Origin of the sequence: Mesorhizobium sp. B2-3-12, assembly GCF_006442205.1 — a bacterium.
GTDB lineage: Bacteria > Pseudomonadota > Alphaproteobacteria > Rhizobiales > Rhizobiaceae > Mesorhizobium.
On sequence record NZ_VFVR01000001.1, the window covers coordinates 1,039,202 to 1,052,080 of the forward strand.

The window sequence follows — 12,879 nt, forward strand, 5'->3', positions numbered from 1 at the left end:
TGCCGGGCCATCTCCCCCGCAAGGGGGGAGATTGCGGTCATCTCTGCCTTCGCAAATTTTCAACGTCGCTGGAAGAGCAGCGGCGCCAAGGCTGCTGATTTCCCCCCTTGCGGGGGAGATGCCCGGCAGGGCAGAGGGGGGTGTGACGGAGCGCCAGCCTTGCCAGTTGGCTCTGGCTGCCGTTAACTTGCCGCGATCAACACCGTACTCGCCGGCGACCAGCGCAGCACCACATCCTGCCCCTCGGTCAGCCTGTCGGCCCCGGTATTCTGCACAATCACTTTCAGCGTCTGGCCGGCGCGATCGACGAAATAGGTGCTGTTGTTGCCGGCGAAGATGCGCTTGGAGACCTGGCCTTTCAGCATGTTGGCATCGCCGTCCGTAGCCCCTGCATCCATGGCAATTTGAATCCGTTCTGGCCGCACCGCGCAGCTTGCCTTGGCGCCGGCTACAAGCGTTGGACCGGAGCCAGCCGCAATCGCCGTGCCGTCCGCCAGGCGGATGCCGTTGCCGGTCGCGTCACCGCGAAAGATGTTGGCGTCGCCGAGGAAGGTCGCGGCGAATTCGCTCCTCGGCCGGTCGTAAATCTCTTCCGGCGGCCCTTCCTGCACCAGCCCGCCGTCACGCAAGATGCCGATGCGGTCGCTCATCGTCAGCGCTTCTTCCTGGTCGTGGGTGACGAAGATGGTGGTGATGCCGATCTCGCGCTGAATACGCTTCAACTCGATCTGCATATCGACGCGCAGCGCCTTGTCGAGCGCGCCGAGCGGCTCGTCCAGCAACAGCACGCGTGGCTTGGTGACGATGGCGCGTGCCAGCGCCACGCGCTGGCGCTGCCCCCCGGAGAGCTGGTGCGGCCTACGGCCGCCAAGCTTGCCGAGTTGAACGAGATCGAGCGCGCGCTGCACTTCGGTCGCAATCACCGCCTTTGCCTCGCCACGTACCGACAGGCCGAAGGCGACATTGTCGGCGACGCTCATATTTGGAAACAGCGCATAATTCTGGAACACCATGCCGATCCGGCGCTTCTCGACCGGCACCCGCTCGACGCTCTCGCCGCCGATGGCAATGCGGCCGCTGTCGGGAAAGTCGAAGCCGGCTATCTGGCGCAGCAGCGTGGTCTTGCCGCTGCCCGATGGCCCGAGCAGCGCATAAAAGCCACCGTCGGCGAAATCGATGGAGACATCGTCCAGCGCCTTGTGGGCGCCAAAACTGCGCGAGACGTTGGATACCTGCACACCGGCCATTATTTCTCTCCGCCGAATTTGAAGAACCGCGCCGTGAGCAGCATCAGCGCCATCGACACCACGATGATGATGGTCGAGACCGCGTTGATCTCGGGCGTGAAGCCTTTGCGGATCGCGGCGTAGATTTCGACCGGCAGCGTCGTCTGTCCCGGCGTTGCCAGGAAATAGGAGACGACGAACTGGTCGAACGACACGGCAAAGGCAAACAGCCCGCCGGCAATGACGCCGGGCATGATCCACGGCAGCGTCACCCGCCTTGTCACCTGCCACTGGTTGGCGCCGAGCGAGCGCGCCGCCTCTTCCAATTCGGGCGCAAAGGTGTGCAGCCGCGCCGAGACGACGACGATGACATAGGGCAGCGCCAGCGCGACATGCCCGAGCAGGATGGCGAACAGGCCGCGCCCGATGCCGACGCCGAAGAAGAAGATCAGCATCGCCGTGCCGGTGATCAGCCACGGGATCGCGATCGGCGGAAACAGCAGCGCCTGCAGGAATTTCTTGCCACGAAACTCGTAACGAAAGAGCGCCAGCGACGCCGCCGAGCCGAGCACGGATGAAATGATCGTGGTGATGACCGCGATCTCGATGCTGTTCCAGGTCGCCGCGATCAGCTGGTCGTTCTGCCACAGCGAGGCGTACCACTCGGTGGTCCAATCGAAAGGCAATTGGTAGAAGGGCGAGACGTTGAACGACATCAGCGCCATGATGATGATGGGCAGATAGAGGAAGGCGAGCAGCAGCCCGATGTAGATCCGGCCGAGCCATTCCAGGAAGCGTGTCGTAGCCATCACGCCGCCCTCCGCAGCACCGGCGAAGCGACCGCCAGGATGACCAGCACGACGGCGAGCAGGATGAAGGACAGTGCTGCCCCGAGCGGCCAGTTGAACACGGCGACGAACTGATCCTCGATCACCGTGCCATAGAACGTGCCGGTGCGGCCGCCGAGAATGCGTGGCTCCATGAACGAGCCGACGACCGGCACGAAGATCAGCGCGGCGCCCGCCACCAGCCCCGGCAGCGACAGCGGAATGATCACCCGCTTCAGCACCTGCAGCCGCGAAGCGCCGAGCGAACGCCCGGCCTCGATCAGCGAGTCGTCGATGGCCTGCAAAGTGAGATAGCAGGTCAGCACCATGTAAGGCACGTAGGAATGCACCAGCCCGATGATGACCGCCGGATAGGAATACATGAGATCGATGTTGATCTTGAACGGCAGCACGGCGTTGAGGGCCGTGTCGAGGATGCCGCCCTCGCGCAGAACCATCGCCCAGGAGAAGATGCGCACCAGCCCATTCGACCAGAACGGCAGGATGACCAGCAGGAAGATCGCCTCGCGGCTGCGGCCCTTCAGCACCTTGGCCAGCACATAGGCTGCCGGGTAGCCGATGACGATGCACCACAGCGTCACTTCGAGGCCAAGGCGCAGCGAAGCCAGCAGCAGGGTCAGATAGAGGCTCTGCGAAAAGAAGGCGGCGTAATTGCCCAGCGTGAAGGCCCACGGCTTTCCCGTCAGCGGCAGGTCGGTCATGAAGGAGAAAAAGACCATGGCCGAGAGCGGCAGGAAGATCGCCACCGTCAGCCAGAGATAGGCCGGCGCCAAAAGCGGCAAAGCCGATCTCAACCCGCTACGCGCCGCGACCGCACCCTGTGCCGCCATGCTACCCCTCCTCCCCGGGATTGAAGACCAGTCGGCAGCCGGCGAACCGCCGGCTGGCCGGGACATGAACTTACTTCACGTCGACCTTGAGTTGCTGCCAGAGCGCCAGATAGGCCTCGCGCTGCGCGTCGGTGATCGGCGCCTGGAACTGGATGCGCTTGGCCACCTCGGGATCACCCATGACCTTGCGGTTGAAGGCATCCTCGGGCAGCGCTTCGACCGCCTTGGTGTTGGCTGACACCGGCGCGCCGACCTTGGTGACCCACTCGACGTAGAATTTCGGATCGATCATGTAGTTGATGAAGGCCTCCGCACCAGCGACGTTCTTGGAGCCGACGGGAATGGAGAAGGCATCGAGCCAAGCGACGGCGCCCTCCTGCGGGATGACCAGCGAGACCGGCAGCTTGAAATGGGTCTTGGCGCGGTCGGCCGAGCCGCTCCAATAGGTGCCGATGTCGATCTGGTTGGAGGCGACCATCTGGTTCCAGTCGTTCTCCGAACTCCAGAAGGTCTTGATCTGCGGCATCAACGATGTGAGCTTGGTTTTCACCGCGTCCATATCCTTGATGTCGTTGATGTTCTGGCCGGTGGCGATGGCGCCGAACTGAACCGCCTCGACGGCATCGTCACGGATGACGACGCGGCCCTTATGCGCGGGATCCCACATCTCGGCGATCGATGTCGGCGGTTTGTCGAAGGATTTTTCGTTGATGGCGAGCGCGGTCAGGCCCCACACCCACGGCACGCCGTAGACCTTGCCGTCATGGTCAAGCATCGGCGATCCGGCCTTGTCCTTGCTGATGTCGGCATAGTTCGCCAGCTTGGAGGTATCGATCGGCTGGATCAGCTTTTCCGCCATCGCCTGGTCGTTGAAGGCGGCGTTGATCATGACGACGTCGTAGAGGCCGGGATTGGTCCGGATCTTGGTCAGCATTTCCTGTTCGGAATTGAAGAAGTCGTTGACGACCTTGTTGCCGGTCGCCTTTTCGAAAGCTTCGACGGCCCACGGCTCGTCGGCGCCATAGCCTTTCCAGTTGAGCACGTGCACCTCACCGGCTTGGGCGGTGAAGGCGAGTGCGGAGGTGAAGACGGCGGTCGCCGTCAAGAGAGCAGTCAAGTCAGGCATGCGCATGGTTCGTTCCTCTCTGTGTTTGCCCGCTTCCCGGGCTTGTCAGGCTGTCTGATGGGCCTTCCGTGTCTGGCCTGGCGCGCCGGTCGAAGCGGCCTGGTCCAGGAAAGTCTGGATTTCCTCGTCGGTCGGAGCCGACGAACCGCCGTGGCGGGTGACCGAAATGGCGGCCGCCACATTGGCATGGGTCGCCGCCTCGAAGGGAGGCGCGCCACGGGCCAACGCGCTGACGAAGGCGCCGATATGCGTGTCGCCCGCGCCATTGGTATCGATGGCCGTCACCTTGAAGCCGGCAACCGTCTGTGCCGTGCCGTCTGCCAGCCGGACGAGGCATCCGTCCGCGCCCGCCCGGATAACGACGCCATCGGCGCTCGGGCAATGATCCGTCAGAAGCCGAGCGGCGAGCGCCTCTGCCTCGCCGGGGCCGGCAATCCCGGCCGCTTCCGTCGTGTTGCAGCTCAGCCATGTCGTGCGGGCAAGCACACGATCGAGAATGGCACGTGGAATATCCGCTATGACCGGCGTCGGATCGAAGACAAAGGGAATGTCCGCCGGCAGCGCCTCGATCCATCCGGTCAGTGCATCGCGGCTCCCGGGATAGCTCAGCGTGTAGCCCGACGTGAACACCCAGTCATCAGGGCCGATCACCACCGGCGCCATCATGTCGGGGCTGAGAACGCTCTCGGCGCCTGGCCAGGACACGAAAGTGCGTTCCGCGTCGCTCGAGATCATGGCGACGCAATTGCCGCTGTCCATCAGGGGCGACGGCGGCGTCAACACCTCGATGCCCTCGGCGGCGAAGGCGGCACGCAGGAAGTCGCCATTCGGGCCGCTGCCGAGCTGGCCGCCAAACACCACCTTCATACCGGTGCGGGCCGCGGCGACCATCATGTTGAAGCCGCCGCCGGCAAGCTGCGCATACCCAGACGCCGTTTTCTCGGTGCCGGACGCCGGCAAGGCGTCGATGCGGTAGACATAGTCGACCACCGCGCTGCCGACATGGACGAGACGCCCACTCATGCCGCGTCCTTGCCGGACCCGGCCTTGCCGACGCGACCGTTCGACATCCGCGCCGCGACAAGATCGGTGGCCAGCCCCCGAACCTGCGCCATGTCGATACCCCTGAGGCCGGCGACACGATCCTGCGGCAGACGCGAAAAGCCTGAGGAAGCGCCGGCCATTCCGGCGGCGATGGCGCCGATCGTGTCGGTGTCGCCGCCGAGATTGGCACTGATGATTGCCGCCTGCCATGGATCGCCGTCCGCGACTTCCAGCACGGCAAAGGCAGCCGGCACCGATTCCTGGCTGGCGACACCGGTGCCGACCAGATCGGTAATCAACCGGATCGCGTCCCTCTTCACCTTGCCGCGAACCAGATCCCGCGCCCAGACGATGCGCGCGGCGATGTCGCCGCCGGTCACCCAGTTTCCGTGTGTCGCCCCTCGACGCGCCGCCGCGACCGCGCTATCGGACGCCGCATGCCAATCGCCGCCGGCAACGCCACGGCTGACGGCGGCCGCGACCGCGGCGGCGGAGGCGATCGCGATCGAGGTGTTGTGGGTCGCCCGGCAGGTTTCGGCCACCTTGGCCACGAACGCGTCCAGCGGCTGTAGCGGCATCATGATGCCGACCGGCGCGATGCGCATGGCGGCGCCATTGGTGTCGCCGCTACGGCCCGCCTCTTGTGCCGGCACACCATTGTTGATGGCGTCGATGGCACGCTTGGTCGATGGCCCCAGGAGATCGTAGCTGCCGCGCGCCTTGACCTCACGCTCCCAGTCGAGCAGCGCGTTCACCCAGCGCGCATGGTCGAAGCTGTCGCCGGATTCAATCAGGATGCGGCCAAGCAGCAATGCCTGTTCGGTATCGTCGGTGATTGTGCCGGCCAGCAGCCCCTTCGACACCGGATGGCCGGCGAAAGGCGCGACGAAATCCTCGACATGGCCATGGAGTTCGGCAATGCGGGCCGGCGACAGAAGCTGCGTCGGCATGCCGAGCGCATCGCCCAGCGCCCCGCCGACGAGTGCGCCCATCGCGCGGTCCATCTCAAACTCAATGTCCGGCATCGCTCAGAACCTCATATGCAGCGCGAAATGCGCGGGGTTGAGCAGGCTGGTGACATATTCGATCGGCCGCTCATCGGCCGCACGCGTCAGTCGGCGGCCGCGCAGGAACGGCGTGCCCTGCGGACAGCCCAGAATGGCGGCGTCATCGGCGTTCAGCATCTCGATGTCGACCCACTCCTCGCCATGGTCCGGAATGAGGCCGGCGCCGCGCAGCGTCTGATGCAGCGACCCTTCGCGCAAACCACGCAATGGCACATCCTCCAACTCCGGCGACAGCGGCAGGCGGCTGCGCTCGATGGAGATCGCATGACCGTCATTGGCATTGGTGCGCACCCGGTCGACGGCGATAAAGAACGGGCTTTCGACATCCAGCAAGGTCGCCAGCCCGGGATCCTCGATGACCTCCAGCCGTAGTGTCCGCGTCTCTGCATTGGCGCCGGCATTGGCGAGCGCCCGCGACCAGCCGATGGCGTCATCGACCGGCTTGCCATCGAAAGTGACGAAGGAGCCGATGCCGACCTTGGTTGTGATCAGCCCGCGACTGGAGAGTTCCTCGAGCCCCTTGCGGACGGTGTTGCGGCTGACGGAGAAACGCTGGACGAGTTCATTTTCGCTTTGCAGCCTGTCGCCGAAACCGAGAAGGCCGGAGCGGATCTCATGTTCGAGGACGGTCGCGATCTGCTCGGGCTTGCCCGTGCCGGGAGACAGTTGAACCGCGCGCCGCTTCATATGCGTACCTGTTCAGTGAACCTGTATAATCCTGTTCAATATCCTGATATGCGAATTCTGTCAACGATCCGTGTGGGAGATGTCACGGCAAGCCCTCGGTACCCGCCGACGGCGAGCTACGTCGAAGCCATCGCTTTTAACGAAAAAAGAAAGCCCGCTCCGGAAACCGGGGCGGGCCTTGGAGGAGGATGAAGGGGTGGGACCCTCTCCTCTTGTTTCCACGGGGGGTGTGGACCGCAATCACCATACGTTGAGTCCGCTCATGTGTCGGATCACAAGCCGGCTTGCCTGCATCACAATCCGGTGCTCGACGGGATGAGCACGGTCACGCGATTGCGATTGCCACCGTGATCGAGCCGCTAAATGCGTCCCAGGACGACAAGGATGATGACGATGATCAACACGAGGCCGAGACCGCCACCACCATAATAACCGGTTCCGTAGAACGGGCCGCCGCCGAGACCGCTGAAGCCGCCGAGCAACGCGAGGATTAGAATAATGATAAGTATCGTGCCGAGACCCATGGCTTTCCCTGCTCCTGAATGCGCGCTTTCGCGCTGTTTCAACATCGCGCCATTCGGATGTTGCAACGTATGAACGTTTTAGGAAGGCTGGCGTTCCGCCGGCCATTGCGCCTACGGAACAGCCAGCCGGCAAAGCAGAAAGCCCGCCTGGACGGCGGGCTTTCCGACCGGCCGGAGGCCAGGAGAGTGCGGCCAAAGCCTCACGGCTGGTTCCGCAACCTCCTTCAGCCTCAGCGGCGGGCGATCAGCAGGCAGAGCTGCCGCAGGTCGCGATCATAGCTTCCTTCGCTGCCGAGCACGTCGACGCAGCGCTTCTTCATCCTCGACAGCTGGCTGCCCGACATCTGGGCCACCACACCCGGCACGTTCGGATGGCTGGGGTTCGAGGGGTTGCTCGGATTCGATGGGTTGCTGGGATTGGTTCCGCCACCGATGCCCACACCGACACCGACGCCAATACCGCCTGTGCCGCCGACATTGGCGCCCAGCCCCGCGTTGATGCCGCCTGCCCCCCCAACATTGGCGCCAAGCCCGGCATTGATGCCGCCCGAACCGCCGACATTGGCGCCCGCACCGGCATTGACGCCGTTGCTGCCGCCGACCGAAGCGCCGAGCCCGGCGCTGACGCCGCTCGAGCCACCGACACGGGCGCCCGCTCCGGCATTGACGCCGCCGCTGCCGCCCACCGACGCACCGGCGCCGGCGTTGATGCCGCCACCGCCGCCGACCGATGCGCCGACACCGGCATTGACGCCGCCGCTACCGCCAACCGAGGCGCCGACACCGACACCAAGGCCCGCTGTGTTTGCCGGTCCGGAAAGAACCAAGACCATTGCACTACCTGCCAACACACTGGCGACTGTTTTGATTGAAAAAGCCATAACACTCTCCTGTTGTAGTTGCGCTAAGGCAGTCGGCACGCGCCGATTGCAGACTCAACTACGCAACAAGTGAGTTTCAGTTTCAAACCGGGATGTGACAGTGAAAGTAATGGTATTTATTGTAGAAACCAGGAAATGATAACAGTCTTAAATATAAAATATGTTTGTAAAAAATATTTTTCGACAACATCCTGCATTATCGACATATTAGTCACTTAGAGGAGAAAAACGGTTTTTTTGCCCGATGGCGAAACTTGCCGGATTCGCGTCATTGCTGACAGGCGGCTCCAGCAAGATACCCGTATCTCAAATGATGTCGGAAACGCCATGACGTCCGACTGGTAAGCGCTGTCGACCAATCACGGGCAAGTGGCATTAGCAGCGGCGCCTTGGTGATGTTGAGCTCAGAATAGCCGGTAAAACAGTCTGTAGCGCACGCGTTCCATGTAGGCGCGATACTCCGGCGCGGCCGCCAAAAGCGCCTCTTCGCGCAAGATGCGGTAAAGCTGCAGATAGGTGATCACCGCATAGACCGCGAGATTGTGGAAGGAAAAGGCCGACAGGAGGTAGAGCACATGGCCGGCGAGATAGCCGGCATAGATGGGGTGCCGCACCAGCCGGTAGGCGCCGCCCGTCATCACGCCCCGATTGGCGGGCAGGATGGCGAAGGAGCGCCCCAGCGAGATCTTGCCCCAGATAACGAACAGCAGTGCGATGATCTGTAACGGCGCGGCGACGTAGAGGGGGATAAGTGCAATGCCTGGCTGGAGGCTGATCAACGCAACGCCAAAACTGGCCGTCACCGAGACAATAACCGTAAGCGGATTCCAGTCACGCTCCACAGGACGACGCGACAGAAGCAGCCAGGTGAAGGTGAGTATCTCGGAAATCGCCACCAGCGCGGCATTGAGCCGGGTCGGATCCTCCAAGAGTTGAGAAACGCCGCGATAGACGAACAGCCCCGCGCACGCCAGGGCGCAGAGACGAAAGAAGCCTTCGCGAAGGTCGACCAGGATCTCGCGCTTGCGGGCAGCGGACAAAAACCTGTTATCGGCCGCACGCGAAAGCGCTTCACTTTTTGACATGAGCAAGGCAAGCATCCCGGTGGTCCCTCGAGGTGACCTTGGCACGGAACCATTGCCGTGCCGTTAACCGAGAAGATCACATCGGTCCTAAACCAGATCGAAATTGCCGGAAACCAAGGGCCGTAGCCGCCGCCGGCATCGGACGATCCTGTTCGCGGTTCCGCATCGGTGCCTAGTTGAGATATCCATTGCTGAAATAGCCCGCGAATTCAGGACGGTGCGAGACAATCTTGCCGTCGGCGTCATGCAGGATGCCGGCGGCGAAGAGGTAGGAGCCGATGGCTTCCATCTTGGCCAGATCCATGGTGCCGATGGCGCCATCTTGTCCGCGCAGATAGTGGCCTCCGATCAGTGCTTTCAGCGAGGCGTGAATCAAGGCCGGATTGGTCAAGGCATCCTTGTTGGCGGCGATCAGCAGCGTGGCGGCGTCATCTGGATGATCGACCGCGAATTGGTAGCCGAGCCGCGTTGCCTGGACGAAGGACGATGCCAGTTCGGGATTTGCCTGGAGATAGGCTTCGCTCGAAGAGATGAGCGTCGTGTGCTCGTCCGGCACGCCGTGGTCGGCATAGACGAAGCCGCGCTGCTTGACGCCTTTGAGTTCGGCTTCGACGCCCTCCCAGGTCGACACTTCGAGCGTGAAGTCGACCGAACCGTTGGCCAGCGCCTCGTAGGCGGACGTGCCAAGCGTCACCGTCTCGAAATTGCCCTTGCCGCCATCGTGGCGAATGATGGTCGAAATCAGCGCGTTCTCCCAGGCACTGCCGAACCCGCCATAGGTCAGGCCATCCAGATCCCTAGGGCTTTTGATCTCGCCGCGCGCCGCATTGAACACCAGCCGGCCCGTCTCTGACCGCACCACGGCATAGACGGCCTTCAAGTCGGCGCCAGCGGTCTTCTGGGTGAAGAGGCTGATGGTGCCGTTGATGCCGAAATCGGCGACGCGGTTGGCGACAAGCGTACCGGCGCCGGTATCGCTGTAAGGCAGGATGTCGACCTCGAGGCCGGCCTCGCGATAAAATCCCTTATCTCGGGCGACGAACAGCCCGATGTGGTTGGTATTGACCGTCCAGTCGAGGGCGACGGTGACCTTCCGCGTTGCCGCGAAGGAGCGGCTCGATCCTGTGATCAGCGGTATGCTACCGGCAAGAGTGAGCAGCAGAGCTTGCCTGCGCGTCAAGTCAGTCATGGTCATGTCCTCTGGAGGGCTGGAGGTTGAGCAGGATATCGAGGATCTCGGCCTCGAGGGCCCCGGCCTGCCTGGTCGCGGTGCCGGTCCGATCGCGCGGGCGCGGCAGCGGCACCTTGATCTCGCGCACCACACGCGCCGGCCGCGCGGAAAACACATAGATGCGGTCGGACAGGAACACGGCTTCGCGCACATCATGGGTAATCAGCAATGCCGTCCAGCGATGATGCCGCCACATCTGTTCGAGCCAGCGCTGCATGGCCGCGCGGGTCAGCGCATCGAGCGCGCCGAACGGCTCGTCGAGCAAAAGCATGTCGCGCTCCTGCACCACGGTGCGCAGCAGCGCCGCGCGCTGGCGCATGCCGGCTGAAAGCTGCGCCGGAAAATGCCGCTCGAAGCCGGCAAGCCCGAACTCGGCAAACAGCGGCGCGACCCGCGCCCGTGCCGCCTTGCGGCCGACGCCTTGCACTTCGAGCCCGAGCGTCGTGTTGTCGAGGATGCGCCGCCACGGCATCAGCGCGTCGCGCTGCGGCATGAAGGCGAAATGCCGGCCATGATCGTCCAGCGGCGCGCCGTCGAAGATCATCTCCCCCTCGCCGTGCTCGGCGCCGGTCAAAAGCTGGAACAGCGTCGATTTGCCGGCGCCCGATGGCCCAAGGATCGAGACGAACTCGCCGGCATCCACGCTGAGCGAAATGTCGGCGAGCACGTCGAGCCCGCCAAACGCCTTGCGCACACGCCGCAATCCGAGCCGGCTCATGCCTGCGGCCCTTTTCCCGCGGCTTGCCTGCCAGCGGCTCGTTCCCAGGGCATGGCAAGACGCTGCAGCAGCACCGTCAGTCCGAACAGGACGAGAGTAAGTGCGGCGCTGACACCGACGGCGGCCAGCACCAGGTCGGGACGGAAATTGTTCTTGGCGTTGAGCATATAGATGCCCAGCCCTTTGGCCGCGCCCGCATATTCGGCGAAGATGGCGCCGACGACGGCATAGGTGATGGAAATCCTGAGGCCAGCGAAGAAATAGGGCAGTGCCGAAGGCAACCGAGCCAGCATGAAGACCCGCCAGCGCCCCGCGCCCATGGCGCGCAGCATCTGTCCGATCTCGGCCTCGGTCGCCTCGTAGCCCTGCACCAGGGCCACCAGCATCGGGAAGAAGGTGACCAGTGCCACCAGCACGATCTTGGGCGTAAGCCCGAAACCGAACCACAGCACCACCAAGGGCGCGATCGCCACCAGCGGCAAGGTCTGGCTGACGATGAAGACGGGAAACAGCGCGCGCCGCAAAGGCTGGAAGAAGTCGACCAGCATCGACAGCGCGAAGGCGGCGCCAAGAGAAAAGGCAAAGCCGATCAGCGTCGCCCGGATGGTGGGGATGGCGTTGTCGACCAGCGCCTCGCGGTTGAGGATCGCCTGTTCGAAGACGCGCGAAGGTGCAGGAAGAATGGTCGGCTTGATACCGGAATAATTCGCGTACAGTTCCCACGCCACGAGCAGCAACCCCACCGACATCACGGCCGGTGCCGCCTTGGCGAAGAAACCCGCAAAGTGGCGCCGGCGGTTGAATGACGATGAAGCCACGAGAGGTGAGACCCTTGACGGCCGTCGCGCACCAGCGCGAGCGGATCAGACAGCGGTGGGACTGTTGGCCGAGACCGTGACGTCGAAGGTTACGTGGCCTGCGCCTGGCCCGAAGCGGCAGAAGGCTTCATCGAGTGCCGAGAAGATCGCGCCGGCATCGCCGCGCAGCTTGGTGCAGAAATTCTTGGAGCGATGGTAGACGCCGGACTGCTTCAGGAAATCGATACAGCCATAGATCTCGTCCATGTGGTCGTCCGTGCCCATCACATAGAGAGAGAACTGCGCCGCCGCCGGCTGGCCAGTGGCGGGCGCGCCGCGCACGGCGGTGATGGCGGCTTGCTTGCGCGGACCAAGTGGCCCGGCAGGTCCGCCTGTCGCGTCGGAACGGCAGATCGGATCGTCCGGCTCACCCGGGCAGCCACGCGAAATGGTGGCCGACAGCACGCAATGCTTGCCGCCGCGGGAGGCGGCCACGAAAAGGTCGCGCAGCGCCGGGAACAACACCTCGGGAGGGCCGACAAGCAAGGTCGAGATGTCGTCGGTCTCGATCCTGAGCCTGTCGCGCCATGGATCGAGCGCGCCGAGCGCGCCCAGGATGACGCCGACGAAATCGTCGGCCATGGGATATAGGGAAACCTGTGCGCCTGAAAACATCGCCCGCCTCGCTCCGCTGGTATTACCCAGATCAGCTTCTAGGGTCTGTGGGCTTGCCGCCCCCGTCTCAGCCCCGACCGTACGGAGCACCCCTGTGGATGGCCGCGTTAAAGCACCATTCGATCGGTTGGGGAAGCGGT

Annotated in this window: 14 protein-coding genes and 1 riboswitch; all 14 genes read right to left on the minus strand. The window is 63.6% G+C overall.

Annotated features, from left to right (window positions below; genetic code table 11):
* Positions 1–182: 182 nt before the first annotated feature.
* The 14 genes from FJ948_RS05000 to FJ948_RS05065 all read right to left on the minus strand — a co-directional run bounded on the left by FJ948_RS05000 (position 183) and on the right by FJ948_RS05065 (position 12,739).
* Positions 183–1,247: an ABC transporter ATP-binding protein gene (locus tag FJ948_RS05000; RefSeq protein ID WP_140702079.1), complete on the minus strand. Its 1,065-nt coding sequence runs from the start codon at positions 1,245–1,247 to the stop codon at positions 183–185.
* A complete protein-coding gene (locus tag FJ948_RS05005; protein ID WP_140702081.1) occupies positions 1,247–2,035 on the minus strand; it encodes an ABC transporter permease in 789 nt (262 codons plus the stop codon). Before FJ948_RS05005 ends, FJ948_RS05000 begins: the two co-directional genes overlap by 1 nt.
* Positions 2,035–2,904 carry an ABC transporter permease gene (locus tag FJ948_RS05010; protein ID WP_140702083.1) on the minus strand — a complete coding sequence of 290 codons (870 nt, stop codon included), beginning with the start codon at positions 2,902–2,904 and terminating at the stop codon, positions 2,035–2,037. Before FJ948_RS05010 ends, FJ948_RS05005 begins: the two co-directional genes overlap by 1 nt.
* 70 nt (positions 2,905–2,974) lie before the next feature.
* On the minus strand, positions 2,975–4,036 hold the full coding sequence (locus tag FJ948_RS05015; protein WP_140702085.1) for an ABC transporter substrate-binding protein: 1,062 nt from the start codon (positions 4,034–4,036) through the stop codon (positions 2,975–2,977).
* Positions 4,037–4,075: 39 nt separating this feature from the next.
* Positions 4,076–5,053: a PfkB family carbohydrate kinase gene (locus tag FJ948_RS05020; protein WP_140702087.1), complete on the minus strand. Its 978-nt coding sequence runs from the start codon at positions 5,051–5,053 to the stop codon at positions 4,076–4,078.
* Positions 5,050–6,099 (minus strand): ADP-ribosylglycohydrolase family protein, encoded by a 1,050-nt coding sequence (locus tag FJ948_RS05025; protein WP_140702089.1) that lies wholly within the window; start codon positions 6,097–6,099, stop codon positions 5,050–5,052. The genes FJ948_RS05020 and FJ948_RS05025 overlap by 4 nt, the downstream gene beginning before the upstream one ends.
* A 3-nt stretch (positions 6,100–6,102) precedes the next feature.
* Entirely contained in the window at positions 6,103–6,828 is a 726-nt protein-coding gene (locus tag FJ948_RS05030) for a GntR family transcriptional regulator (protein ID WP_140702091.1), read from the minus strand.
* Positions 6,829–7,187: 359 nt separating this feature from the next.
* Entirely contained in the window at positions 7,188–7,352 is a 165-nt protein-coding gene (locus FJ948_RS05035) for a DUF3309 family protein (RefSeq protein ID WP_023769518.1), read from the minus strand.
* A 230-nt stretch (positions 7,353–7,582) separates the two neighbouring features.
* Entirely contained in the window at positions 7,583–8,233 is a 651-nt protein-coding gene (locus FJ948_RS05040) for a hypothetical protein (RefSeq protein WP_140702093.1), read from the minus strand.
* Between the two features lie 404 nt (positions 8,234–8,637).
* Positions 8,638–9,318 (minus strand): isoprenylcysteine carboxylmethyltransferase family protein, encoded by a 681-nt coding sequence (locus FJ948_RS05045; protein ID WP_224542241.1) that lies wholly within the window; start codon positions 9,316–9,318, stop codon positions 8,638–8,640.
* Positions 9,319–9,490: 172 nt separating this feature from the next.
* Complete coding sequence (locus tag FJ948_RS05050) at positions 9,491–10,507, minus strand: ABC transporter substrate-binding protein (RefSeq protein WP_140702097.1); 1,017 nt, start codon at positions 10,505–10,507, stop codon at positions 9,491–9,493.
* Positions 10,500–11,267 carry an ABC transporter ATP-binding protein gene (locus tag FJ948_RS05055; RefSeq protein ID WP_140702099.1) on the minus strand — a complete coding sequence of 256 codons (768 nt, stop codon included), beginning with the start codon at positions 11,265–11,267 and terminating at the stop codon, positions 10,500–10,502. Before FJ948_RS05055 ends, FJ948_RS05050 begins: the two co-directional genes overlap by 8 nt.
* Positions 11,264–12,085, minus strand: coding sequence for an ABC transporter permease (locus FJ948_RS05060; protein WP_181173557.1), 822 nt, complete (start codon positions 12,083–12,085; stop codon positions 11,264–11,266). The genes FJ948_RS05055 and FJ948_RS05060 overlap by 4 nt, the downstream gene beginning before the upstream one ends.
* Positions 12,086–12,130: 45 nt before the next feature.
* Positions 12,131–12,739 (minus strand): YkoF family thiamine/hydroxymethylpyrimidine-binding protein, encoded by a 609-nt coding sequence (locus FJ948_RS05065; RefSeq protein ID WP_140702100.1) that lies wholly within the window; start codon positions 12,737–12,739, stop codon positions 12,131–12,133.
* Positions 12,730–12,843: riboswitch (TPP riboswitch) on the minus strand. (Overlaps the previous gene by 10 nt.)
* Positions 12,844–12,879: the final 36 nt, after the last annotated feature.